23 protein-coding genes and 1 riboswitch are annotated in these 24,262 nt (G+C 73.2%); of the genes, 15 read left to right on the top strand and 8 right to left on the bottom strand.

Annotation, left to right across the window (positions count from 1 at the left end; genetic code table 11):
* Positions 1-11: 11 nt before the first annotated feature.
* Genes ACGFI8_RS22720 through ACGFI8_RS22705 form a run of 4 tightly spaced genes read left to right on the top strand, consistent with a single transcriptional unit; the run spans position 12 to position 2,200 of the window.
* Positions 12-260 carry a DUF6703 family protein gene (locus ACGFI8_RS22720; protein WP_392807653.1) on the top strand — a complete coding sequence of 83 codons (249 nt, stop codon included), beginning with the start codon at positions 12-14 and terminating at the stop codon, positions 258-260.
* Positions 261-292: 32 nt separating this feature from the next.
* Positions 293-1,003, top strand: a complete 711-nt coding sequence (locus ACGFI8_RS22715) for a metal ABC transporter ATP-binding protein (RefSeq protein WP_392807651.1) — start codon at positions 293-295, stop codon at positions 1,001-1,003.
* Positions 1,004-1,011: 8 nt separating this feature from the next.
* Positions 1,012-1,923: a metal ABC transporter permease gene (locus ACGFI8_RS22710; protein ID WP_392807649.1), complete on the top strand. Its 912-nt coding sequence runs from the start codon at positions 1,012-1,014 to the stop codon at positions 1,921-1,923.
* A complete protein-coding gene (locus ACGFI8_RS22705; RefSeq protein ID WP_392807647.1) occupies positions 1,910-2,200 on the top strand; it encodes an ArsR/SmtB family transcription factor in 291 nt (96 codons plus the stop codon). Before ACGFI8_RS22710 ends, ACGFI8_RS22705 begins: the two co-directional genes overlap by 14 nt.
* A gap of 48 nt (positions 2,201-2,248) precedes the next feature.
* Here the strand turns inward: ACGFI8_RS22705 and ACGFI8_RS22700 are convergent, their stop codons facing one another.
* Together ACGFI8_RS22700 and ACGFI8_RS22695 are read right to left on the bottom strand one after the other, a co-directional pair.
* A complete protein-coding gene (locus tag ACGFI8_RS22700; protein ID WP_392807645.1) occupies positions 2,249-4,153 on the bottom strand; it encodes an acyl-CoA dehydrogenase family protein in 1,905 nt (634 codons plus the stop codon).
* Positions 4,154-4,233: 80 nt separating this feature from the next.
* Positions 4,234-5,070, bottom strand: a complete 837-nt coding sequence (locus tag ACGFI8_RS22695; RefSeq protein ID WP_392807643.1) for an alpha/beta fold hydrolase — start codon at positions 5,068-5,070, stop codon at positions 4,234-4,236.
* Positions 5,071-5,122: 52 nt separating this feature from the next.
* Positions 5,123-5,234, top strand: a riboswitch (TPP riboswitch).
* Positions 5,235-5,316: 82 nt separating this feature from the next.
* Between ACGFI8_RS22695 and ACGFI8_RS22690 the strand changes: the two genes are divergently transcribed.
* From ACGFI8_RS22690 to ACGFI8_RS22665, 6 genes are all read left to right on the top strand, one after another.
* Positions 5,317-5,886, top strand: coding sequence for an ECF transporter S component (locus ACGFI8_RS22690; protein WP_392807642.1), 570 nt, complete (start codon positions 5,317-5,319; stop codon positions 5,884-5,886).
* Positions 5,883-7,223 (top strand): ABC transporter ATP-binding protein, encoded by a 1,341-nt coding sequence (locus ACGFI8_RS22685; RefSeq protein WP_392807824.1) that lies wholly within the window; start codon positions 5,883-5,885, stop codon positions 7,221-7,223. The genes ACGFI8_RS22690 and ACGFI8_RS22685 overlap by 4 nt, the downstream gene beginning before the upstream one ends.
* A complete protein-coding gene (locus ACGFI8_RS22680; protein WP_392807639.1) occupies positions 7,220-7,942 on the top strand; it encodes an energy-coupling factor transporter transmembrane component T family protein in 723 nt (240 codons plus the stop codon). Before ACGFI8_RS22685 ends, ACGFI8_RS22680 begins: the two co-directional genes overlap by 4 nt.
* Before the next feature lie 75 nt (positions 7,943-8,017).
* The gene (locus ACGFI8_RS22675) at positions 8,018-9,739 is read left to right on the top strand and encodes a PHP domain-containing protein (RefSeq protein ID WP_392807637.1); all 1,722 of its coding nucleotides are present in this window, start codon (positions 8,018-8,020) and stop codon (positions 9,737-9,739) included.
* Positions 9,739-10,122, top strand: a complete 384-nt coding sequence (locus tag ACGFI8_RS22670) for a hypothetical protein (RefSeq protein WP_392807635.1) — start codon at positions 9,739-9,741, stop codon at positions 10,120-10,122. The genes ACGFI8_RS22675 and ACGFI8_RS22670 overlap by 1 nt, the downstream gene beginning before the upstream one ends.
* A gap of 54 nt (positions 10,123-10,176) precedes the next feature.
* Positions 10,177-11,064 (top strand): aminotransferase class IV, encoded by an 888-nt coding sequence (locus ACGFI8_RS22665; RefSeq protein ID WP_392807633.1) that lies wholly within the window; start codon positions 10,177-10,179, stop codon positions 11,062-11,064.
* 124 nt (positions 11,065-11,188) lie between these two features.
* Here the strand turns inward: ACGFI8_RS22665 and ACGFI8_RS22660 are convergent, their stop codons facing one another.
* The gene (locus tag ACGFI8_RS22660) at positions 11,189-11,893 is read right to left on the bottom strand and encodes an HAD family hydrolase (protein WP_392807631.1); all 705 of its coding nucleotides are present in this window, start codon (positions 11,891-11,893) and stop codon (positions 11,189-11,191) included.
* A 201-nt stretch (positions 11,894-12,094) separates the two neighbouring features.
* Between ACGFI8_RS22660 and ACGFI8_RS22655 the strand changes: the two genes are divergently transcribed.
* From ACGFI8_RS22655 to ACGFI8_RS22640, 4 genes are read left to right on the top strand one after another with little or no spacing between them, the layout of a single operon-like run.
* Entirely contained in the window at positions 12,095-15,391 is a 3,297-nt protein-coding gene (locus ACGFI8_RS22655) for an FtsK/SpoIIIE domain-containing protein (protein WP_392807629.1), read from the top strand.
* A gap of 15 nt (positions 15,392-15,406) precedes the next feature.
* Positions 15,407-16,297 carry a GTPase Era gene (gene era / locus ACGFI8_RS22650; protein ID WP_392807627.1) on the top strand — a complete coding sequence of 297 codons (891 nt, stop codon included), beginning with the start codon at positions 15,407-15,409 and terminating at the stop codon, positions 16,295-16,297.
* On the top strand, positions 16,297-17,085 hold the full coding sequence (gene recO, locus ACGFI8_RS22645; RefSeq protein WP_392807625.1) for a DNA repair protein RecO: 789 nt from the start codon (positions 16,297-16,299) through the stop codon (positions 17,083-17,085). Before era ends, recO begins: the two co-directional genes overlap by 1 nt.
* On the top strand, positions 17,082-17,885 hold the full coding sequence (locus ACGFI8_RS22640; protein ID WP_392807623.1) for an isoprenyl transferase: 804 nt from the start codon (positions 17,082-17,084) through the stop codon (positions 17,883-17,885). Before recO ends, ACGFI8_RS22640 begins: the two co-directional genes overlap by 4 nt.
* Positions 17,886-17,993: 108 nt before the next feature.
* On the opposite strand, the gene ACGFI8_RS22635 is transcribed toward ACGFI8_RS22640, so the two are convergent.
* The 4 genes from ACGFI8_RS22635 to ACGFI8_RS22620 are packed head-to-tail and all read right to left on the bottom strand — an operon-like array spanning position 17,994 to position 21,196.
* The gene (locus ACGFI8_RS22635) at positions 17,994-18,371 is read right to left on the bottom strand and encodes a cytidine deaminase (protein WP_392807621.1); all 378 of its coding nucleotides are present in this window, start codon (positions 18,369-18,371) and stop codon (positions 17,994-17,996) included.
* Positions 18,325-19,647 carry a hemolysin family protein gene (locus tag ACGFI8_RS22630; RefSeq protein WP_392807619.1) on the bottom strand — a complete coding sequence of 441 codons (1,323 nt, stop codon included), beginning with the start codon at positions 19,645-19,647 and terminating at the stop codon, positions 18,325-18,327. The genes ACGFI8_RS22635 and ACGFI8_RS22630 overlap by 47 nt, the downstream gene beginning before the upstream one ends.
* A 4-nt stretch (positions 19,648-19,651) precedes the next feature.
* Positions 19,652-20,107, bottom strand: coding sequence for an rRNA maturation RNase YbeY (gene ybeY / locus ACGFI8_RS22625; protein ID WP_392807617.1), 456 nt, complete (start codon positions 20,105-20,107; stop codon positions 19,652-19,654).
* Between the two features lie 15 nt (positions 20,108-20,122).
* A complete protein-coding gene (locus tag ACGFI8_RS22620; RefSeq protein ID WP_392807616.1) occupies positions 20,123-21,196 on the bottom strand; it encodes a PhoH family protein in 1,074 nt (357 codons plus the stop codon).
* A gap of 219 nt (positions 21,197-21,415) precedes the next feature.
* Here ACGFI8_RS22620 and ACGFI8_RS22615 point away from each other — a divergent pair, with 219 nt between their 5' ends.
* On the top strand, positions 21,416-22,207 hold the full coding sequence (locus tag ACGFI8_RS22615) for a VOC family protein (RefSeq protein ID WP_392807615.1): 792 nt from the start codon (positions 21,416-21,418) through the stop codon (positions 22,205-22,207).
* A gap of 717 nt (positions 22,208-22,924) precedes the next feature.
* On the opposite strand, the gene ACGFI8_RS22610 is transcribed toward ACGFI8_RS22615, so the two are convergent.
* Positions 22,925-24,247 (bottom strand): serine hydrolase domain-containing protein, encoded by a 1,323-nt coding sequence (locus ACGFI8_RS22610; RefSeq protein ID WP_392807614.1) that lies wholly within the window; start codon positions 24,245-24,247, stop codon positions 22,925-22,927.
* Positions 24,248-24,262 lie beyond the last annotated feature (15 nt).

Raw genomic sequence — 24,262 nt, 5'->3', positions numbered from 1 at the left:
TGCGCTGAAGCATGAGCGAGCGGGTGCTGACCCGGCTGGCCCGGCTCAACCGGACCCTGGTGTTCCTGGTGGCTGCCGCGGTGATGTTCGCCGGGCTGCTGTTGCCCGGCATCGTCGGCGCGGCGGTGCTGCTGGTCCTGGCCGCCGGCCTGATCTGGGTGCTGAGCAAGACCTGGGCGGTGACGACGCCGCCGATGCGCGTCACCCGAGTGCTCATCCTCACGCTGGTGATGGTCGTGGCGGCATACAAGGCCAGTTGACAACGATTCCCATTATCGGGCACGCTCGGAGGGTGGTTCTCCAGGTCGAACGGGCGGTCGTCGCCTACGATGGCCGGCCAGTGCTCGACGGGGTGTCGCTCTCGGTGCGCGCCGGCGAGGTGGTCGCCATCCTCGGCGCCAACGGCTCGGGCAAGTCCACGCTCGTGAAGGCCTTGATGGGGCTGGTCCCGCTCGCCGAGGGCGAGGTGCGGCTCTTCGGCACCCCGCTGCGGCGCTTCCGCGGCTGGCACCGCATCGGCTACGTGCCGCAGCGCGTCGGCGCCGGCAGCGGCGTGCCCGCCACCGTCGCCGAGGTCGTCGCCGAGGGCCGGCTGGCCCGGCGCGGCTTCCTGCGCCCCGCCTCCGCCGCCGACCGGCGGGCCGTCGACGAGGCGCTGACCGCGGTCGGCCTCGCCGACCGCTCCCGCGAGCCGGTCTCCGTGCTCTCCGGCGGCCAGCAGCAGCGCGTGCTCATCGCCCGCGCCCTGGCCGGCGGGCCCGAGCTGCTGGTGCTCGACGAGCCCACCGCCGGGGTCGATGCGGTCAGCCAGGAGCTGTTCGCCGCGTGCCTGCGGCACTTCGTCGGCCAGGGCGGCACGGTGGTGTTCGTCGCGCACGAGCTGGGCCCGCTGCGGCCGCTGATCACCCGCGCGGTCGTGGTGAACCGCGGCGAGATCGTGCACGACGGGGCGCCGCCGGAGACCGACAACGACCACGTGCACCCGCACGCCGCCGCGGCCTGAGCGGGCACATGAACATCTTCACGTACGACTTCATGATCCGCGCCCTGCTGGGGGCGCTCATCACCGGCGCCTCGGCCCCGGCCATCGGCGTCTACCTGGTGCAGCGGCGGCTGTCGCTGATCGGCGACGGCCTCGGCCACGTGGCGCTCACCGGCGTCGGGCTGGGGCTGCTGCTGCACAGCTCCCCCGTGCTGATGGCGGTGCTCGCCGCGGCCGCCGGCGCCGTCGTCATCGAGCTGGTCCGCGAGCGCGGCCGGACCTCCGGCGACATCGCCCTGTCGATGCTGTTCTACGGCGGCATCTCGGGCGGCGTGGTGCTGGTCAACCTCTCCGACGAGCAGAGCAGCCGGAGCCTGGTGACGTACCTGTTCGGCTCACCGCTGACGACCAGCCGGCAGGACCTGACCGTGATGCTGATCCTCGGCGCCGCGGTGCTGGCCGTGGCGGTCCTGCTGCGCCCGTGGCTGTTCGCCGTGTGCCACGACGAGGAGTACGCGCGCGTGTCCGGCCTGCCCGTGCGCACGCTCAACCTGATCCTCGCCGTCACCACGGCCGTCACCGTCACCGTCGCCATGCGGGCCGTCGGGCTGCTGCTGGTCAGCGCACTCATGGTGGTCCCGGTGGCGACCGCGCAGCAGATCACCCGCGGGTTCCGGGCCACGATGCTGACCGCCGTCGGGCTCGGGCTGGTCGTCTCCGGCTTCGGCGTGTGGCTGTCGACCGCGATCGACACCGGGCCCGGCGCCACCGTCGTGCTGCTGGCGATCGCCGGCTTCTTCGTCGTCACCGTCGGCGCCGGGGCCGTGCGCGCGGCGCGCGGCGCCCGCCACCGCCCCGGCACGCCCCCGGCCGATCCGCCGGCCGCTCCGGGCGCGTCCGGCCCCCTCGACCTCGCCGGCGACGCGCATGCCGGGGCCTGACGGCTACGAGGCGGCCGGCGAGCTGCTGCGGGCGCTGTCGGCACCGCTGCGGATCCGGATCGTCACCGAGCTCGCCGCAGGGCCCCGCTGCGTGCACGAGCTGGTCGAGACGCTCGGCGCGCCCCAGCCCCTCGTCTCGCAGCACCTGCGCGTCCTGCGCGGCGCCGGCGTGGTGCGCGGGGCACGCCGGGGCCGAGAGATCGCATACTCCCTGATCGATGAACACGTCGCGCACATCGTCGCGGACGCGGTGAGCCACGTCAGCGAGGACCGCTGAGGCGTCGAGCACCGCGGCCTAGGGACGCCGGGCCTGCGCCAGCCACCGTTAGAAGCGGCGGCGGACGTCCTGCGCCGTCGACGGGCCCGGGGCCCAGTCGGCGGTCCAGGCGCCGCCAAGAGGCGACCCCACGATGCCGTCCTCGAGCGAGCGGTACCGCCCCTGCAGGACGCGCTTGGCCGCGGACGCCTCGACGGCGTCGGCGTTGTCCCACAGGTCGCGGAAGAGCGCCTCGGCCCGCAGCGTCGCCTGCCGGCAGAACAGGTCGGCCAGCTCCACGCCCTCCGGGCGCTCGGCGCGCTCGGTGCGGGCCTTCACGCACGCCGCCGACATCGCGAACAGCTCCGCCCCGATGTCCACGACCCGGCCGAGGAAGCCCTGCTTGTGCTCGAGCTTGCCCTGCCAGCGGGCCATCGCGTAGAAGGTCTCGCGGGCGAGCCGGCGCGAGGCGCGCTCGACGTAGCGCAGGTGCCCGGCGAGCGGCCCGAACTCCGCGTAGCCGCCCGGCAGCTGCCCCTTGCCGGCCACGAGGGTCGGCAGCCACTTCGCGTAGAAGCCGCCGGCCCGACCGGCCGCCTTCGCCTTGCTCCCGAAGCTCGCCTCGGGGTCGATGATGTCCCCGGCGACGGACAGGTGCGCATCGACGGCCTCGCGGGCGATGGCCAGGTGCATGATCTCGGTCGAGCCCTCGAAGATGCGGTTGATCCGCAGGTCGCGCAGCATCTGCTCGGCCGGGATCGCCCGCTCGCCGCGGGCGGCGAGCGAGTCGGCGGTCTCGTAGCCGCGCCCGCCCCGGATCTGCACCAGGTCGTCGGCGATCTTCCAGGCCAGCTCTGTGGCGTAGAGCTTGACCAGCGCCGCCTCGATGCGGATGTCGTTGCGGTTGTCGTCGGCCAGGCGGCAGGAGACCTCGAGCATCGCCTCCATGCCGTACGTCGACCCGGCCATGAACGCGATCTTCTTCGCGATCGCCTCGTAGGCGCCGATCGGCCGGCCCATCTGCACCCGCTCGGCGGCCCACTCGCGCGCCACGCCGAGGCACCACTTGCCGGCCCCGACGCACATCGCGGGCAGCGACAGCCGCCCGGTGTTGAGCGTGCTGAGCGCGACGCGCAGGCCGTGGCCCTCGCCGCCGATGACGTTCGCGGCCGGCACCCGCACGTCGTGGAAGCGGGTGACGGAGTTCTCCAGGCCACGCAGCCCCATGAACGCGTTGCGTCGCTCGATCGTCACGCCGGGCGCGTCGCCCTCGACCACGAACGCGGTGATGCCGCCGCGGTGCCCCTCGCTCTTGGGCACCAGCGCCATGACCACGAACAGCGTGGCCAGGGTGCCGTTGGTCGCCCACAGCTTGACGCCGTTGAGCAGGTAGTCGCCCTCCGGCGTCGGTACCGCCGAGGTGCGCAGATTTGCCGGGTAGGAGCCCACCTCGGGCTCGGTGAGCAGGAACGCCGACACCTCGCCGCCGGCCAGCCGGGGCAGGAAGCGCTGTTTCTGCTCGTCGGTGCCGACCAGCTTGAGCGGCTGCGGCACGCCGATGGACTGGTGCGCCGACAGCAGCGCGCCGACGGCCGGGTTGACCGAGCCGGTGAGCATCAGCGCGCGGCAGTAGTCGAGATTGGTCAGGCCGAGCCCGCCGTACTTCTCGTCGATCTTCATCCCGTAGGCGCCCAGCTCGCCGAGCGAGCGCAGGACCTCGTCCGGGATGCGCGCGTCGCGTTCGATCTGCTGGCCGTCGACCTCGGCGGACAGGTATGCGGCCAGCTTCGCGCGGAACTCGGCGCCGCGCGCTTCGGCGGCCGGATCGAGCTCCGGCAGCGGGTCGATGAGATCGAGGCGGAACCGGCCGAGGAAGAGCTCCTTGCCGAAGCTGGGCTTCTTCCATTCGGTTTCGCGGGTCTCCTCGATGACCTTGCGCGCTTCCCGCTCCGCGCGCACCGACGTGGAAACCATGGCCACCCCCAGGTAGACGGGTCCTAGGTGGAGAGGAACCTATCGCCAGGTTATTACCCACGGGTAGGGTTCGCCATGCCTCAGCCGAGGCAGCGGGCGAGGATCGCCGCGGCGACCTCAGATGGCGCCTGATCGGGGATCCAGTGACTGATCCCCGCAAGCGGGACGAACCGGTAGTCCGCGTCCACGTGCTCGGCGCAGGTGCGGGCGGCCGTAGCGCCGATGGCCAGGTCGCCGTCGCTCCACACGTACGTCGTGGGCACCCGCGCCGGGCCCAGCCCGACGAGGTCGAGCGGGCTCATCGCGCGGTACCAGTTCAGCGCCCCGGTCAGCGCGCCGGGCTCCAGCAGGGGCCGCACGTAGGCGTCGACGCCGGCCGCGTCTAGCCCGGACCCGTCGAAGATCCGCCGCAGCCGCCGCGCGTCGTCCTCCAGCAGCAGCTCCTCGGCCCGGCCCACCTCGCGAAACACCTTGATGTAGGCGGAGCGCTCGCGCTGGTCGGGGTCGGTGGCGTAGGCGTGGGCCATGGCGTGCGGGTGCGGCACCGAGATCGCGGTGAGCGTGCGGACCCGCTCCGCATGGCGGATCGCCACCTGCCAGGCGCAGATCGCGCCCCAGTCGTGGCCGACCAGGTGTACCGAGGCAGGTTTATCGAGCCCCAGCTCGTCGAGCACGGCCACGGCGTCCAGGGCGCACTCGGTGATCCGGTAGGCCTCGGCCCCCTCGGGGCGGGCGCCCGGCGAGACGCCCCGCTGGTCGAGGGCGTAGGTGCGCAGGCCGGCGGCGTGCAGCGCTGGGGTGACGGCCGCCCACTCGCCGCTGTGCTGGGGGAAGCCGTGCAGCAGCAGCACCGGGTCCCCGTCCGCCGGCCCACCGGCCACCACGTCGAACCTCAGCGAGCGCGCCGTGATTTTCATGACCAGAGACTAGGGGTCAACAAGGTTCACTGTTACCTTCGGGAAACAACTTCACATCCGACAGGGGAGCGCACAGCGCTGAGAGTGCGGCCGCCACGCGGCGCCGCAGACCCTCGAACCTGATCTGGGTAATGCCAGCGCAGGGAGCTCGGTCACCTCACGCCAGCCGCCATGTCCGTCCGTTCGTCCGGCGGCCGTGGCGTCGCGTCTCCTTCTGGTTCACCCCCGAACTAGGAGGTACTGCCAATGCAGACCCGTTGGCGCACCGTCGACATCGTCGTCGCGTCGATCATCGCCGTGGCCTTCGCCGCGGTCTTCGCCGCCTGGAACCAGCTCTGGAGCGCCCTGGACAGCTTCGCGCTGCCCTGGCGGGCCGTCATCTACGGCGTGTGGCTGGTTCCGGCGGTGCTCGGCCAGCTCATCATCCGCAAGCCCGGCGCCGGCCTCTTCACCGAGCTCGTCGCCGCCGTCATCTCGACCCTGTTCGGCTCCCCCTGGGGGCTCACCGTCGTGGTGTCGGGCCTGCTGCAGGGCGCCGGCGGCGAGTTCGGCTTCGCGGCGACCGGCTACCGCTCGTACAAGCTCGGCAACGCCCTCGTCGCGGGCGCCCTGGCCGGCGTGGGCGCGACCCTGTTCGACCTGACCAACTTCTACTCCGGCGTGTTCACGACCGGGCAGCAGTGGACCTACGCCGCGCTCGTCGCGGCCAGCGGCGCGGTGATCGCCGGCGCCGGGAGCTGGGCCCTGCAGCGCGCCCTGTCGAGGACCGGCGTGCTGGACCGCTTCCCCTCCGGCCGGGAGCGGGTCGCGGTCTGAGCACCGTCGAGTTTCGCGGGTTCGGGTGGCGGCACGCCGGCCGCAAGGCCTGGGCGGTCCGCCACCTCGACCTGCGCATCGAGCACGGCGAGCGGGTGCTGCTGCAGGGCGCCTCGGGCGCGGGCAAGTCCACCGTGCTCGCCGCGATGGCCGGCCTGCTCGCCGAGGACTCCGGCGAGCAGGAGGGCGAGGTCCTCGTCGACGGCCGCCCGGCCCTGCAGCTGCGCGGCGAGACCGGCATCGTGTTCCAGGACCCGCAGACCCAGCTGGTCATGAGCCGGGCCGGCGACGACGTCGCGTTCGGCCTGGAGAACCGGGGCGTGCCCCGTGCGGAGATCTGGCCCCGGGTCGACGCGGCCCTGGCGGCGGTGGGCTTCCCGTATGGCCGGGACCGCGGCACCGCGGCGCTGTCCGGCGGCGAGCAGCAGCGGCTGGCTATCGCCGGGGTCATCGCGCTGCGCCCCGGGCTGTTGCTGCTCGACGAGCCGACCGCCAACCTCGACCCGGAGGGCGCGCAGTTGGTCCGCACCGCCATCGCCAAGGCGCTGCGGGACCTCGACGCGACGATGGTGCTCGTCGAGCACCGGGTCGACGAGGCGCTGCCGCTGGTCGACCGCACGATCGTCATCGGCGAGGACCCGGACGCGGTGTGGACGCCGAGCGCGCCCGGGTCGCCGCCGATGCCGGCCCGCAAGGCCCCCGGGCCGCCCGGCGAGGCGCTGCTCACCGCCGAGGGGCTCGGGCTGCGGCACACGGACAGGACGATCGACGAGGTCGTACTGCGGGGGCAGGCCCTCGCCGTCGAGGGCCCCAACGGCGCCGGCAAGACCACCCTGGCGCTGCTGCTCGGCGGGCTGACCCGGCCCAGCCGCGGCCGGGTCGTGGCCGCGCCGGCGCTCGCCGGCCGGGACGCCGCCCGCCCGCCGCACCGCTGGCGGGCGGGCCGGCTGGCCGGGCGGATCGGCTCGGTGTTCCAGAACCCCGAGCACCAGTTCGTGACCGACACCGTGCGCGCCGAACTCGCGCTGGGCGGCGCGTCCCCGTCTACCGTCGACGAGCTGCTGTCCCGCCTCTACCTCGACCGGCTGGCGCTGGCCAACCCGTTCACCCTCTCCGGCGGCGAGCAGCGGCGGCTCAGCGTGGCGACCGCGCTGGCGGCGGCACCGCGGGTGCTGGTGCTCGACGAGCCGACGTTCGGCCAGGACCTGCGCACCTGGCGCGAGCTGGTCACGCTGCTGGCCGACCTGCGCGACGAGGGGCGGGCGCTGGTGCTGGTCACCCACGACCCGCAGCTCGTCGCCGCGATCGGCGACCGGCGGCTGGAGCTGACCCGGTGAGCACCTGGCTGGGCCGGCGCGACGCCACCGCGAAGCTGCTCGCCGCGCTGCTGGTCACCGGGGCCGTGGTGACCACCCTCGACCCCGTCGCGTCGCTGACCGTGATCGGCGCGCTGCTGGCGGCGCTGCCGCTGACCGGTGTCTCCCCCGCCGCCCTGTGGCGGCGCGGCTGGCCGATCGTCGCCTCCGCGACCGGCATCTTCCTCTTCACCGTGCTCCTCGGCGCGCGTGACTCGCCGGTCCTCGCCCACCTCAGCCTGGGCGATGCGGGCCTCGACGTGCGCGCGAACGCCGTCGGATACGCGCTGCGCCTGCTCGCCGTCGGGCTGCCCGGGTTCGTGGTGTTCGCCACGATCGACCCGACCGACCTGGCCGACTCGCTCGTGGCGCACCTGCGGGTCTCGCCGCGCTTCGCGATCGGCGCGCTGGCCGCGCTGCGGCTGGCGCCGCTGCTGGCCGACGAGTACCGGCTGATCCGGCTGGCGCGACGGGCCCGCGGTACCAGGGCAGGGCTCTTCTCCACGCTCTTCGGGCTCCTGGTGGCCGCCATCCGGCGGGGCATCCGGCTGGCGACGGCGATGGAGGCGCGCGGGTTCGACCGGGGCGGTGCGCGCACCACGGCCCGGGAAACGCATTTCGGCTGGTCGGATGCATCGGTGGTGGTCGCTGGCCTGGCGCTCGCGGCCGCCGTGATCGTGCTGAAGTTCGTACGAACATAGGCACATCGCTACCTGTTGTTCGAAATCAGCGTCGAGATTCGCCCGTGAGGACCATCAACCCGAAACGGAGTCTTCATGGGTCACGGCCACCACCATCACCACGAGGACATGCCGCAGGCCGCCGGCGACGTCCCCGCGGTGCTCGACGCGTCGATCCCGGACAGCGAACTCTCCCCCGCCGACGTCTCCCGGCGCGGCTTCCTGCGCCGCGCCGGCCTGCTGGGCGCGGCCGCCGCCGCGGGCGGCGCGCTGGCCAACGCCGGCGTCGCCCACGCGCACAACGACGACAACCAGCACGACTTCGACGGCTGGGACCGCCACGGGCACAGCCGCCCGACGTCCAACAACTACAAGTGGCTCGCCGGCGACCACCACATCCACACCCAGTTCAGCAGCGACGCCATGTACCGCACGGACGACCACGTCAAGCACGCCTCGGCGTACGGCCTGGACTGGATGGTCATCACCGACCACGGCAGCGTCAACCACGCCAAGATCGGCGTGGAGAAGGTCAACCCGCAGATCCGCGCGGCCCGCGAGGACTACAAGGACATGCTCGTCTTCCAGGGCCTGGAGTGGAACATCCCGGCCGCGGAGCACGGCACCGTCTTCGTGCACCCGGGCGCCAACGAGGTCGCGGTGCTCAAGGAGTTCGAGAACACCTTCGACGGCAGCGTCGTCGGCGCGGTGAACCCGAGCCTGGTCACCGAGGCCCTGGCCGTGGCCGGCGTCAAGTTCCTCGCCGACCAGGTCGCCAAGCGGAAGGTCCAGGACGCGCTGTTCCTGGCCAACCACCCGGCCCGCAACGGCATCGACTCGCCGCACGAGATCCGCGGCTGGCGCGACGCCGACCCGCGCATCGCGATCGGCTTCGAGGGCGCCCCGGGCCACCAGGCCGCCGGCATCCCCAAGCCCAGCGGCCAGGGCGACGCCCGCGGCTACTACGGCAACTCCCCGAACGCGAACTCGTACCCCGGCTACCCGCTGGAGAGCTACCGCACCTGGGGCGGCTTCGACTGGATGACCGCGACCGTCGGCGGGCTCTGGGACAGCCTCCTGGCCGAGGGCAAGGCCTGGTGGATCACCGCCAACTCGGACTCGCACGTCGTGTACGAGGAGACGGCCAAGCGCCCGGACAGCACCGACTTCAACACCAACGGGTTCCACTCCGACCCGGTGTACGGCCAGCCGACCAACCTCACCGCCGGCGACTTCTGGCCGGGCTTCTACAGCCGCACCCACGTCGGCGCGCGCAGCTTCAGCTACGCCGCGGTCATGGACGCCCTGCGGGCCGGCCGCGTCTGGGTCGACCACGGCGGCCTGATCAGCGGCCTCGACGTGCAGGTGCGCGTCAAGGGCACCGCGTCCGGCGTCACCCTCGGCGACTCGCTGATGCCGCGCCGCGGCCAGAACGCCGAGCTGGTCATCAAGATCAATCTGGCCAACAAGGCGAACTGGGCGAACTTCGTGCCGACCCTGGCCCGCGTCGACGTCATCCGGGGCGAGGTCACCGGCCCGGTCGCGGACCAGGACTCCTTCAAGGCCCCGAACACCAAGGTCGTGAAGAGCTTCGAGGTCAACAAGTCGACCGGCACCGTGTCGTTCACCTACGACCTCGGCCCGGCCGACAAGCCGTTCTACGTCCGCCTGCGCGGCACCGACGGCAACCGCACCGCCCCCGGCTACCTCGGCGCGGCGATCGACCCGGCCGGCCCGGCGCTCGACGTGCTCGGCGACGCCGACCCGTGGAAGGACCTCTGGTTCTACGCGAACCCGATCTGGGTCTTCCCGCGGTAATGCGGTTCCCCGACGTCCAGGCGGCCGACCACCACATCCTGGCGGACGGCCGCCCCGCGTTCACGTACTTCGACGGCGGCCAGGTCGCCGTCGGCACTGAGGCGGACACGCCCCCGGAGGGGGCCCGCCAGGTGCTGTACGAGGGCGCGGAGCAGCTCAAGGGCACGATCGCGGTCTCGGCCATCGTCGCCGGGTCGGCGATCGAGAAGGTCGTGATCCTGGGTGGCATGACGGCGGTACCGGAGATGCTCGTCGACACGCGGAACTTCGTCCGGCCGATCTGGCGCGACGGCGTGCTCACGCTGGTCTGCCAGTTCGCCCGCAACGGGGTGCTTGTGCCGTTCGAGCCGCCGAACAACCGGCCCTGCTGCGCCGATCACTGACTCCCGCACGCGGGGCCCGCCGAGATTTCGGCGGGCCCCTACTAATCTCGTGACATGCTGCAGCGCTACGACGAACGCAACGCCGACCTGCGGTACTGGGTGAACGGCACGCTGCGCCACCGCGATGAGCCCGGCATCTCGCCCTTCGACTCGGTGGTGCAGGGCGGCGACGCGGTCTGGGAGGGGCTGCGCCTCTACGACGGCGGCGTCTACGGCCTGCACGAGCACCTGGCCCGGCTGCGCCGCTCGGCGACGGCGCTGGGCTTCGCCGGCGTCCCCGGCGACAATGAGATCATCGCCGCGCTGCGCGAGACGCTGGCCGCCAACGACATGCGCGACGGCGTGCACGTCCGGCTCACGCTGACGCGCGGCGTGAAGATCACCAGCGGCATGGACCCGCGCCTCAACCGGCAGGGCTGCACGCTGATCGTGCTGGCCGAGTTCAAGGCGCCGGTCTACGACACCGAGGGCCTGACGCTGGTCACCAGCAGCGTGCGCCGCCCCGGCCCGGACGTGCTCGACCCGCGCATCCACCACAACAACCTGCTCAACTCGATCCTGGCCAAGATGGAGGCCAACGTCGCCGGCGCCGACGACGCGATGATGCTCGACGCCCGCGGCTTCGTGGCCGAGACCAACGCCACCCACCTGTTCGCGGTCGCCGGCGGCTCGCTGCTCACGCCGCGGGCGGTGGCGTGCCCGGAGGGCATCACCCGCGACACGGTGCTGCGGATCGCGCCGCTGCCGGCCGAGGTGCGCGACCTGGCGCAGGTCGAGATGTACACGGCCGACGAGGTGTTCTGCACCGGCACGATGGGCGAGATCGCGGGCGTGGTGGCGATCGACGGCCGCCCGATCGGCGACGGGAAGGTGGGGCCGGTGACGCGGCGGATCGCCGAGCTCTACCGCGAGCACGCCCGCGCCAATGCCGTCCCCGTCTGAACGCGCCCGGCGGCTCTTGGCACCGCGGACCCGGCAGGGCCGGGGCCGCCCTTCAGGCAGGCCCCGGCCCGGTGTCTGGCGGGAGCGACGGTCGTAACTTGTACGGACCCGAGCCATGAAAAAGTCAGGGGCGCAGCCGGTGGGCGGCGAGCTCCGCGTAGAGCGGGGCGGCCCGCTCGACCAGCGGCGCGAGGTGCGGCGGGACGTCCGGCGGGGCCGGGTCGTAGGCGGCGAAGCCGGTCGAGCGCTCGACCGCGGCGTACCAGTGCGGCGCCCACACCCCGTCGGTCTCCCGCCGCCCGGCCGGCCACGACAGCATCCCCGGGTCCCACGGGACGCCCAGCGCGGCGCACAGCGCGGCCAGCGTGCCCGCCGGGTCGCGCAGGACGTCGGCGGCGTCGACGACCGGGCCGCCGCAGGCGCGGAAGATCTCGACCTGCTGCGGGTAGCCGAGGTCCTCCAGCGTCGGCGCGCCGCGCACCTTCGCGTAGGAGGCGACCACGTACCCCGGATCGCGAATCAGGTAGGCGTTGCGGACCTCGCCGAGCCACTCCCGCCCGATCATGGGCAGCAGGTGGTGGGTCATGTGCTTCTGGTAGTGCACGGCGGCTCCCACCGGCGCGAGCAGCCCGGCGATCGCGTCCTGCCACCGCCGCGGCTGCGCGGCCAGGATCTCCTCCCGGCCCGGATGCTCGAGGCCGGTCTCGGCGAGGTAGTGCGCGTAGAGCGGCTCGTCGACCACGACCGTGTCCGGCCGCGCGCCGAAGCTGCGCATCATGGCCGTGGAGATGTTGCGGGGGCCCGACCACATGGCGACACGCACCGTCATGGTCCAGGAGGGTAACCGACGCCCCGTTCCGCCCTTTTTAATCGCGTATAGCGTGAAATCCTGGCGCGCGTCGATGCGATCCACTCGGCGTGGCGGCGCTTACTGTCGAGGGCGGAGCCCTGCAGCGCGTCCGCCCCGCCACCAGGCTTTCTGGAAACCGACGACGGATCGATGCTGTTCGGGGAAGAAGGGGGCCGGTCGATGGACCTGCTGATCGACGTGCGTGTGGCGAGGCGAGATTCGACTGCGACGCTGGATCGCACGGTACGGCTGCGGGCCGACCCGGGCAACGGGGTCGCCGACCTGATCGCCGAACTGCTGGAGCTCCTCGATCCGGCCGAACGTCCGCAGCAGACCACCTGGGCCTGGCTGTTGCGCACCGGCCGCCGGCTCGACCCGAGCCGCTCGCTCGGCGACCAGGGCCTGCGCTGCGGCGACGCGATCCTGCTCGCCCCGCCGGAAATGCGCCCGGAGCGCCCGCCGCGACCCGAGGGGCACCGCTTCGAGCTGCTCGTCGTGGCCGGGCCGGATGCCGGGATCTGGCTCCCGCTGCCGCCCGGCGAGTTCGTCATCGGCACCGACCCCGCGAGCGACCTGGTCCTCACCGACACCACGGCCGGGCGGCGCCACCTGCACCTGGGCATCGGCAGCCACGAGGTGGCCGCGACCGACCTGCGCTCGCCCGGCGGCACCCGGCTGGACGGCGAGCCGCTGACGGGCACCGCGACGCTGACCCGCGGCCAGCTGCTGCGCCTCGGGGCCACGCTGGTCACGGTCGAGGAGGTACCGGCGGACCCGCCGGCGCCGAAGGGGCCTCCGCCGGCGGTGTGGCTTCCCGTGGTACCGCAGCCGCCCAGACGCCGCCGCCTGACACTGCGCCGCCGTGGGGCCGACCCGGCCGCGGAGTTCACGGCGGCCATGGACCGCGCCGAGGCCGACGCGGCGATCAAGCACCGGGCGGTGGTCCACGCGCGGCGGGCCGAGGCGCCCAGCGTCGCCCACCTGGCGCGGGCCGCCGACCGGCAGGAGAAGCCGGCCCGCCGCCCCGACGACCGGGACTTCCTCACGCTGCGCGTCGCCACCGCCGACCAGCCCAGCCGGCTGCGCTTCGAGCAGGCGGCGACGACCGGCGACTTCGACCCCGCGCACACCGGGCGGATCGGCGCGCTGCGGCGGCGGTACGCGATCGACCCCGACGTCCCCGTCGAGGCGGACCTGCGCTCGCTGGGCGCGCTCGGGGCGACCGGCCCGGCCGAGGAGCGCCGCGCGGTGCTGCGCTCGTGGGTCGTACAGCTGGCGACCCTCGCCGGCCCGAACGACCTGGCGCTCGTGGTGCTCACCACGCCGGACGAGGCCGAGCACTGGACGTGGACGGGCTGGCTGCCGCACACCCGCACGCTGACCGCCGCATTCGCGCCGGGCGCCCGCACGGTCGCCGCGCAGGAGGACGACCGGCGCCGGGTGCTCGCGCTGGTCGAGGCGCTGCTGCGGCAGCGGCGGCTGGGCCGGCACGCGATCGCCGAGCAGTTCACGCCGCACGTGGTGGTGGTGCTTCCGGACCCCGATTCGGTACCGTGGGCCGCGCTGGCCCGCCTGGTCGAGGACGGGCCGAGGGGCGGGATCAGCCTGCTGACCTGCGCCGGATCCGCGCAGGCGCTGCCGGCCGGGGTGGTGGCCCTGGACGGCGAGGGCATCGGCGCGGCGATCGCCGACCGGGTCGCGCACGCCCTGGCCGCCACCCGCGACGCGGCCGGCGGGGCGGCCCCGCGGATCGCGCCGCTGGGCGAGGTGCTCAATCTCGGCGGGGAGCCGGCGCCGAGCGCGATCGTGAAGCGCTGGGTCCCGTCGACCCGCGACCGGGGCCTGGCCGCGCCGATCGGGCTGGGCGGCACCGGCCCGGTCGTGGTCGACCTGCGCCGCGACGGCCCGAACGGCATCATCGCCGGCGCCGCCGGCTCCGGCCGCTCCTGGCTGCTGCGCTCCTACCTGACCGCGCTGGCGGCGACGTACCCGGCGAACCGCCTCACGTTCGTCCTCGTCGACACCGGCGGCGCCACGTTCGCCGAGTGCGCCGACCTGCCGCACACGGTCGGGGTGTTCACCGGCGACGACGCGTACCAGGCCCGCCGGGTGCTGATCTCCCTCGGCGCCGAGGTGCGCCGCCGGGAGGCGGTCCTGCGCCGGCACGGGGTCAAGGACATCGCCGAGATGGAGCGGCGGCACGCCGCGGCGGCCCCGGCCAACCTGCTCATCGTCGTCGCGGAGCTCACCGCGACGCCGGCCGACTTCGTGACCGGCCTGCGCGACCTGGCCCGGCGCGGGCGCCCGGCCGGGGTACACCTGCTGCTGTCCACGGCGCACCCGGACGGCGCCCTCGACGACGACCTGCGCGCGGAGGCGCCGCTGCGCATCGCGCTGCGCGTCGAGGAGGAGCAGGACAGCCTCGAGGTCCTCGAGCGCCCGGACGCCGCCCATCTCTCGCCGCTGCTGCCGGGCCGGGCGTTCGTCCGGGTCGGCGCCGCCGACCCGGAGGCGGTCCAGATCGCCTACGGTGGGGCCAGCTCCCCCACGGACCGCTCCGCCGGCCCGACGATCGTGACGGAGTGGCGCTTCGAGTCCGGCCTGCACACCCCGGCTTCGCCCACCGTCTCCGCCCTTGTCGCAACGACCGACGCCACACCGGACGCCGCGGAGCCGGGCGGCGCCGCGCTCGCCAGGCGCGACGACGGCGAGGCCACCGACCTGCGGCGGCTCGTCGCGGCGATCACCGCGGCGCACCGTGAGGCCCGCGTGCCGGACCAGCCGCGAGCCTGGCAGCCACCGCTGCGCGTCACGTACGACATTTCCGATATCGCCGACTTCGCCGGATCGCCGGCGCACTCCGGGCGGGACGCCGACCCCGGCGCGCGGGCGCTCGGGGCCCGGGCGGCGTTCGCGGCGCCGATCGGGATGGTCGACCTGCCCAGCTCGCAGGCGGTGCACGTGTGGCCCCTCGACCTCGACGAGCTCGGGCACCTGCTGGTGTACGGCCCGACCGGCGCCGGCAAGTCGACGCTACTGGACACGATCGCAGCGTCGTTCGGGCGGCTCTTCGACGGGGCGGCGCTGCGGGTGTACCGGGTCGACGCCACCGACGTGCCGGCCGCCTCGGCGCTGCTGGGCACGATCGGGGAGCTGGTCGCCGAGCGGGCCGCGCTGGACGAAGACCACGGCGCCCGAGTGCTGGTCCTCGTCGACGGCCACGACCCCCTGCTCAACGACGCGCTGACCGCGGTGGCGGCGGGCGGCAAGGCCGTCGGCGTGCACCTGGTGCTGGCCACCGAGCAGCGCAGCGCCGTGCCGACGTCGCTGTCGCGGCTGATGCCGGGCCGGATCGTGCTGCGCTCGGCCGGCCGCGGGCTGGTCGAAGGTACGGTTGAGCTCCAGGTCGCCACCGCGACCGCCGTGAAGGTCACAGCTCCTTCACAGCGCCCCCGCCAGTTGCGACTGGAAGTCTGAGTACCCTGAAACATCGTGCAGACCTCTGGTGACTATCACGCGGGCTTCGCCTGCTTCGTCGGCCGACCGAACGCCGGCAAGTCGACGCTGACCAACGCGATCGTCGGTCAGAAGATCGCCATCACCTCGCCGAAGCCGCAGACCACCCGGCACACGGTGCGCGGGGTCGTGCACCGGCCGGACGCGCAGCTGGTGCTGGTCGACACGCCTGGCCTGCACCGGCCGCGCACGCTGCTCGGCGAGCGCCTCAACGACCTGGTCCGCTCGACCTGGAGCGAGGTCGACGTGATCGGCCTGTGCCTGCCGGCGGACGAGGAGATCGGCCGCGGCGACCGGTTCATCAGCGGCGAGATCGCCGAGCTCAAGGCGACCCTGGTCGCGGTGGTGACGAAGACCGACCTGGTCGACAAGGGCACCCTGGCCAGGCGCCTGCTGGCCGTGCAGGAGCTGGGCGAGTTCGCCGACATCGTGCCGGTCAGCGCCGTGGCGGGCGAGCAGCTGCACACGCTCGTCGACGTCATGATCGGGCACCTGCCACGCTCGCCGCAGCTCTACCCGGACGGCATGCTCACCGACGAGCCCGAGCAGGTGCTGATGGCCGAGCTCATCCGCGAGGCCGCCCTGGACGGGGTGCGCGACGAGCTGCCGCACTCGATCGCCGTGCTGGTCGAGGAGGTACTGCCCGAGGACGGCCTGACCCGCGTCTACGCCGACATCTACGTGGAGCGCCCGAGCCAGAAGGCGATCGTGATCGGCCACCAGGCGAGCCGGCTCAAGGAGGTCGGCACCCGGGCGCGCCGCGAGATCGAGGACCTGCTCGGCGGCCGCGTGTACCTCGACCTGCACGTGCGGGTGGCCAAGGACTGGCAGCGCGACCCGAAGCAGCTGCGCCGCCTGGGATTCTGATGTCCGGGTCCGGCTTCCGTGGGAAGCTCTACCGGGACGACGCCGTGGTGCTGCGGGTGCAGAAACTCGGCGAGTCGGACCGGATCATCACGCTCTTCACCCGCCACCACGGCCGCATCCGCGCGGTCGCGAAGGGGGTGCGCCGCACCACGTCGAAGTTCGGAGGGCGGCTGGAGCCGTTCGGCCACGTCGACGTGCAGCTGCTGGAAGGGCGGACCCTCGATGTGATCAGCCAGGTGGAGGGCGTCGACCTGTTCGGGCGGCGGTTCCTGGAGGACTACTCGCGGTACACCCTGGCCAGCGCCATCGCCGAGACTGCGGAGCGGCTCACGCCGGTCGAGCAGGAGCCGGCGCTGCGGCTGTTCCAGCTGACGCTGGGCGCCCTGCGCGCGCTGGCCGTCGCCGAGCACGCCGGCAGCCTGGTGCTGGACGCCTACCTGCTGCGCGCGATGAGCGTGGCGGGCTGGGCGCCGGCGCTGCGGGAGTGCGCGGTGTGCGGCACCCCGGGCCCGCACCGGGGCTTCTCCGTGCCGGCCGGCGGCGCGGTCTGCCCCGACTGCCGCCCGCCCGGGGCCGCGCACCCGGCGCCGGCGACGATCGAGCTGATGTCGGCGCTCGCCGAGGGTGACTGGACGGTCGCCGACGCCGCCCCGACGGTGCACCAGCGCGAGGCGAGCGGCCTGGTCGCCGCGCATCTGCAGTGGCACCTGGAGCGCGCACTACGCTCGCTTCCGCTGGTCGACCGCGACGACCGCCCCCTTCGACCCCTTCGAAAGGAAAGCTCGTGAGCAGGGACAGGGACTTCCGTCCGCCGTCGCCGCACCCCACCGGTGCCCGCCCGCCGGCGCTGCCGAAGGAGACGGTACCGCAGCACGTGGCGATCATCATGGACGGCAACGGCCGCTGGGCGAAGCAGCGTGGCCTGCCGCGCACCGCCGGGCACACCGCGGGCGAGGCGGCCCTGTTCGACGTGATCGAGGGCGCGCTCGAGCTCGGCGTGAAGTACGTCAGCGCCTACGCCTTCTCCACCGAGAACTGGAAGCGCTCCCCGGACGAGGTCCGCTTCCTCATGAACTTCAACCGCGACACGATCCACCGCCGGCGCGACGAGTTCCACGAGATGGGCATCCGGGTCCGCTGGGCGGGCCGCCGCCCCCGGCTGTGGCGCTCGGTCATCAACGAGCTCGAGTACGCCGAGCAGCTCACCCGGCACAACGACAAGCTGACGTTCACGATGTGCGTCAACTACGGCGGCCGCGCGGAGGTCGCCGACGCGGCGGCGCGTATCGCCGCGGACGTGGCCGCCGGCCGCCTGAAGGCGGACCGCGTCTCGGAGAAGACCTTCGCCCGGTACCTCGACGAGCCCGACCTGCCGGACGTGGACCTGATGATCCGCAGCTCCGGCGAGATGCGCACGTCGAACTTCATGATCTGGCAGGCCGCGTACGCGGAGTTCGTCTCGATCGACACGCTGTGGCCCGACTTCGACCGCCGCCACCTGTGGTACGCGTGCGAGGTCTACGCCAAGCGCGACCGCCGCTTCGGCGGCGCGATCCCGAACCCGGTCGTCCCGACGCTGACCACCTGATCGCTTCCTCGATTGAGTCGGAAACGTCCGGCGCCTGGCGACGCCGGACATTTCCGACTTATCAGCATTGAGAGCGACCGTCACGCGCCTGCCGGATCGGCCTCCTGGCTAGTCGTCCACGGTGGCGAACACGGTGGCGTCGGGGCTGGCCAGGTGGATCGGCGCGGACGGTGACACGTCGCGGACCGCGGCGTGGCCGAGACCGTCGAGCGTCGAGGCCTCGGTGACCACCGCGGCGGCCTCGAGCTTGGTCGCGCCCGACGAGACCGCCGCCGCGACCGCCAGCTGCAGCGCGGTGACCGACAGCGACGGCAGCGCGACCGATGCGGCGTTGTACGTGCGGCCGTCGCCGTCGCGGACCGCCGCGCCCTCGACGGCGCCGATGCGGGCGCGGGCGGCGCGGGCCAGGGTCACCAGTTTGGCGTCCTCGGCGGACAGTTCAGGCATCGGCGTGCTGCCTCTCGGTCTCGTGGCTGGCCTGGTCATCGTCCTCGGGCTCGACGCGCCGGACGAGCAGGGTCTCGATGCGGTTGCGCCGGCCCGTGGCGCCCTCGGCGACGAGCACGAGGCCGCCGACGACCGCGGTCGCGCCGGGGATCGGGACCCGGCCGAGGGCCTGGGCGAGCAGGCCGGCCACGGTCTCGACCTCGTCGGCGGGCAGTTCCACGCCGAACAGCTCCCCGAGGTCCTCGATCGGCAGCCGGCTGGTGACCCGCACGGCGCCGTCAGGCAGCTCCTCGATCGGCGGGCGCTCGGCGACGTCGTACTCGTCGGTGATCTCGCCGACGATCTCCTCGAGGATGTCCTCGATGGTGACGAGGCCCGCGGTGCCGCCGTACTCGTCGATGATCACGGCCATGTGGGTGCGCGCCGCCTGCATCTCGCGGAGCAGGTCGTCGACCGGCTTGGACTCGGGCACGAACGTGGCGTCGCGCATGACCTGGGCGACCGGCATCTCCGCGGCGCTCACGTCGTCGCCGGCGGTGCGGCGCACGAGGTCCTTGAGGTAGACGATGCCGAGCACGTCGTCGACGTTCTCACCGACGACGGGAATGCGGGAGAAGCCGCCGCGCATGGCGAGCATGAGGGCCTGGCGGACGGTCTTGTGCGCCTCGATCCAGACCATCTCGGTGCGGGGCACCATCACCTCGCGGGCGATCGTGGTGCCGAGCGCGAAAACGGAGTGGATCATGTCGCGCTCGCCGTGCTCGACGACGCCGCGCTGCTCGGCGAGGTCGACGAGCTCGCGCAGCTCGATCGTGGTGGCGAACGGGCCCTCGCGGTACCCCTTGCCGGGGGTGACCGCGTTACCGATGAGGATCAGCAGCCGGGCCAGCGGGCCGAGGGCGGTGCCGAGCCAGCGCACCAGCGGCGCGGCGAACCGGGCCACGTGGTACGCGTGCTGGCGCCCCATGGTGCGCGGCGCCACGCCCACCACGACGAAGCTGACGACGGTCATCACGCCGGCGGTGATCAGCGCGGCGAGCCAGTCCCGGTCGCCGCCGACCCACGCGGCGGTCTCCAGCGCCACCAGGGTGGTCGCGGTCAGCTCGCACAGCAGGCGCAGCAGCAGGAGCAGGTTGATGTACCGGGCCGGGTCGGCGGCGATGACCTCCAGCGCGGTCGCGCCGGGCCGGCCCTCGCGGGCGATCTCGTGCGCCCGGGCCGGGGAGACCACGTTGAGAGCGGCGTCGGTCATGGCGAACAGGCCTGCCAGCACGACCAGCCCGGCGGCCGTGGTCAGCAGCGTGACGTCACTCACGAGTTCACGACTTTCGCCAGCTCTCCAGGAGCCGTGCCTGGAGGCCGAACATCTCGGCCTCTTCCTCCGGCTCGGCGTGGTCATACCCGAGCAGGTGCAGGATGCCGTGGACGGTGAGCAGCGCCAGCTCGTCGATCGTGGCGTGCCCGGCGGTGGCGGCCTGCTTCGCGGCCACCTCCGGGCAGAGCACGATGTCGCCGAGCAGGGCCGGCTCGCCGGCCCCCTCGCCCGGGCCGTGGTCGACGCTGCCCTCGTCCATCGGGAAGGCCAGCACGTCCGTCGGACCTTCGCCGTCCATCCAGCGGTGGTTGAGCTCGGTCATGTACTCCACGTCGACGAGCAGGATCGACAGCTCGGCGAGAGGGTTGACGCCCATCTCGTCGAGGGCGTGCCGCGCCACCGCGAGAATGGTGTCGGAGTTGACGTCGACGCCGGACTCATTGGCGATCTCGATGGACAACAGCGCTCCCGTGACTTATCTGCGTCGCCCGGGCCGGCCACCCTGTGCGGCGCGGTCCGGGACGGCGCGCACCGGCTGCTGAGCCTCCTGCGCTTCGTCCCAGCGGGCGTAGGCGTCGACGATGTCGCTGACCAGCCGGTGGCGCACGACATCGGCGCTGCCGAGCAGGGCGAAGTGAACGTCCTCGACGCCGTCGAGGATCTCACGGACGACTCTGAGGCCGCTGCGGGTCCCCCCAGGGAGGTCGACCTGCGTGACGTCGCCGGTGACGACGATCTTCGAACCGAAGCCCAGCCGCGTCAGGAACATCTTCATCTGCTCGGGCGTGGTGTTCTGGGCCTCGTCCAGGATGATGAAGGCGTCGTTGAGGGTGCGGCCGCGCATGTAGGCCAGCGGCGCGACCTCGATCGTCCCGGCGGCCATCAGCTTGGGGATGGACTCGGGGTCGATCATGTCGTGCAGCGCGTCGTACAGCGGGCGCAGGTACGGATCGATCTTGTCATACAGCGTGCCGGGCAGAAAGCCCAGTCGCTCGCCGGCCTCGACCGCGGGGCGGGTCAGGATGATCCGGTTGACCTGCTTGGCCTGCAGCGTCTGGACGGCCTTGGCCATGGCGAGGTAGGTCTTGCCGGTGCCCGCCGGCCCGATGCCGAACACGATGGTGTGCTGATCGATCGAGTCGACGTAGCGCTTCTGGCCCAGGGTCTTGGGCCGGATGGTGCGGCCCCGCCGCGACAGGATGTTGAGCGTCAGCACCTCGGCCGGGCGCTCGGCGGTGTTCTGCTGCAGCATGCCGACCGTGCGCCGGACGTTGTCCGGGGTCAGGATCTCACCCTTGCGCACCAGCTCGATCAGCTCGCTGAAGATTCGCTCGGCCATCGCGTTGTCGGCGGCCGCGCCGGTGATGGTGATCTCGTTGCCCCGCACGTGCACATCGCTCTGCACCGACCGCTCGACGAGCTTGAGGATCTCGTCGCCGGCCCCGAGCAGCCTGACCATAACGTGCGGGTCGGGAACAGTGATCTTGCTGATGGCCCGCACGGGCTGTTCCGACGATGCTGCCGGCACGGGGTTTGGGGTCTCGGTCATACCTTGGCCGCGTTGGGCCTCAAGCACCTGCTTCCGGGCTCGCTCCAGCCTGGGCTCATGTCCAGGCTCTTCATGGTATCGGCTGACCGCCCGCGCGACCGTTCCCATTTTCGCCACGAACCGGTTCGGCCGATCATGCCGTCTGCCGCCATTCGCCCGCGGGGGCGGTCCTGTCCTGGTAGGGAGGCAGATGACCGATTCAATTGGAGGCCCCCAGCCATGGCCGAGCGCACCGGATACATCGACGGCGAGCCCTGCTGGGCGGACGTCGTGGCGGCCGACGTACCGGCCGCGCAGCACTTCTACGAGGCCGTGTTCGGCTGGACGTACGCGGACACCGGGGCCGATTTCGGCCATTATGTGATGTGCATGAAGAATGACCGGGTCGTCGCCGGGATGAGCCCGCCGATGCCCGGGTCCGAGCAGCTTCCGGCAGCCTGGAGCCTGTACCTCATGTCGCACGACCTGGCGGGCACCGCGCACCGCATCGAGGAGCACGGCGGCAAGCTGCTCGTGCCGCCGATGGAGATCACCGACAACGGCCGCATGCTGTTCGCCACGGACCCGTCGGGCGCGGCGTTCGGCGCCTGGGAGCCGGGCCGGCACACCGGCTCGCAACTGTTCGACGAGAACGGCGCCCTATGCTGGGCCGAGGTGACAACGCGAGAACCGACCGTGATCGACTTCTTCTACCGCGGCGTCTTCGGTTACCGCCAAACCAGGATCCCCACCGTTGCCGGCTCCGGGGACGAACCCTTCGACTACTCAGCGTGGAGCCTCGGTGACGCCGACCCGGTCGCGGGCCGCCTGACGATGACCGCGGAGTGGGACGGCGTGCCGGCCCACTGGACGGTCTACTTCGCCACCGACGACACGGACGCCGCCGCGGAGCGGGTGCTGGCCGCGGGCGGCCGGGTGCAGCACGGCCCGTTCGACTCCCCGCACGGCCGCCTGGCCGTGATCGAGGACCCGAACGGCGCGGTTTTCACGATCATTTCTCGCTGTTACTAGCCTGGCTCTCGCTTCGCTCGAGCATCGGTGGGGGGGTTCCCACCCCACACCCCCCATGCCCGCTCCGCGGGCACCTCCTGCCGGCGCTGCGCGCCCCTGCGTCGCCGTTGCGGCCTCCTGCGGGCGCTTCGCGCGGCACTCGCCGCTTCCTGTGGGCGCCTTCGGCGCGGGGCACGCCAGGTCCGAAACCTAGCCTGGCGCGCGCCTCCGGCGCGGGCGCGCGTGGGGGGTTCCCACCCCACACCCCCCATGCCCGCTCCGCGGGCACCTCCTGCGGGCGCTGCGCGCCCCTGCGTCGCCGTTGCGGCTTCCTGCGGGCGCTTCGCGCGGCACTCGCCGCTTCCTGTAGGCGCCTGCGGCGCGGGGCACGCCACGTCCGAAACCTAGCCTGGCGCGCGCCTCCGGCGCGGGCGCGCGTGGGGGGTTCCCACCCCACACCCCCCACGCCCGCTCCGCGGGCACCTCCTGCCGGCGCTGCGCGCCCCTGCGTCGCCGTTGCGGCCTCCTGCGGGCGCTTCGCGCGGCACTCGCCGCTTCCTGTGGGCGCCTTCGGCGCGGGGCACGCCACGTCCGAAACCTAGCCTGGCGCGCGCCTCCGGCGCGGGCGCGCGTGGGGGGTTCCCACCCCACACCCCCCATGCCCGCTCCGCGGGCACCTCCTGCCGGCGCTGCGCGCCCCTGCGTCGCCGTTGCGGTTTCCTGCGGGCGCTCCGCGGGTCAGAAGCGGTGGCCGTCGAAGGCCTCCTGGCCTCGGGTGAAGCGGTACGTTGCCCAGTGCATTCGCACGACCGTGCCGTGCTCGTCGCGGGTCAGGCGGAGCAGTTCGCCGGTCTCGCGGCCGGAGACCGTGCGGAACAGGTCGGGCTGGCCGTCGACCGGGGCGAACACGGCCGGCGGGCGCTTGGCGGGCGCGTCGACGGCGCGGGCGTACAGGGTGCCGTCGCGCCAGCTGAACGCGTATTCGAAGCCCTCGCCCCACCACCGGCCCAGCACGGAGCGGTACTGCGCCGGGGCCTGCGGGCCGGGCACCCACGGCGCGATGTCGGCCGGGTCGTGCTCCGCCACGGCGGCGAGCAGCTCGTGCGGCAGCTCGAGGATCTCTCCCGCCGTACCGGATGAACCGAGAGATGCCACGCCGAGGGCCTTGGGCGTGCCGGAGCCGCCGATCCGGCCGTACGCGGCGGCGAGGAACCCGGGCATCGCGCCGTCGTGGCCGACGTGCACGACCCGCTCGCCGCCGGGCTGCGGGTGCAGGATGAGGCCGAGGCCGAAGGCGCGCGCCCAGAGGACGTCCTCGGTGATGGCCTGCGGTACCCGCATCTCCTCGACGGTTGCGGCGGCCAGCACGGTGCCGTTGGGGTCCATCCCGCGCGGGTCGGCCAGGAACGCGGCCCAGCGGGCCAGGTCGGCGGCGGTGCTCCAGAGCTGGGCGGCGGGGCCGACGGCGCCGAAGTCGTCGGGCGGCTCGGGGTGGGCGTAGTCGGACCAGGCGTCGACCTGGTACCCGACGACGGGTCGCTGCGGCGTGACCGCGACGTCGTGCAGGCCGAGCGGCTCGAGGATGCGCTCCCGCAGGGCCTCCTCCCAGGTGCCGCCGCGCAGCCGGCCGACGAGGTGGCCGAGCAGGGCGATCGCCAGGTTGGAGTAGTGGAAGCGCTGGCCGGGGCGCAGCACCTGCTCGGCGCGGTCGAGCTGGCCGAGCAGGCCCTCGACGTCGGGCGCCTGCATGGTGTCCCACACGTCGCCGAACGGCTCGCGCTGCAGGCCGGACAGGTGCGAGAGCATGCGGCCGATGGTCAGCTCGCCGTGGGCCTTGACGGGCAGGTGCCGGGCGATCTGGTCGTCGAGGTCGAGCAGTCCGTCGTCGCGGCACTGCATGACGAGCACGGCGGTGAACGTCTTGGTGATCGACCCCATCCGCAGCTGGCTGGAGGCGTCGACCCCCTCGCCCACCTGGAAGGTCCACAGTGGACGGTCGGCCCGGTGGACGGCCACGCTGAGCGCCGGGACCCGGGCCTCCGCCTGGACCCTTCGGGCCATCCTTTCGTACCGCTG

Origin of the sequence: Dactylosporangium sp. NPDC048998 (assembly GCF_043197855.1) — a bacterium.
Taxonomy (GTDB): Bacteria; Actinomycetota; Actinomycetes; order Mycobacteriales; family Micromonosporaceae; genus Dactylosporangium.
The sequence above is the reverse complement of the archived record's forward strand: the minus strand, read 5'-3'. Positions and strand labels throughout refer to the sequence as shown.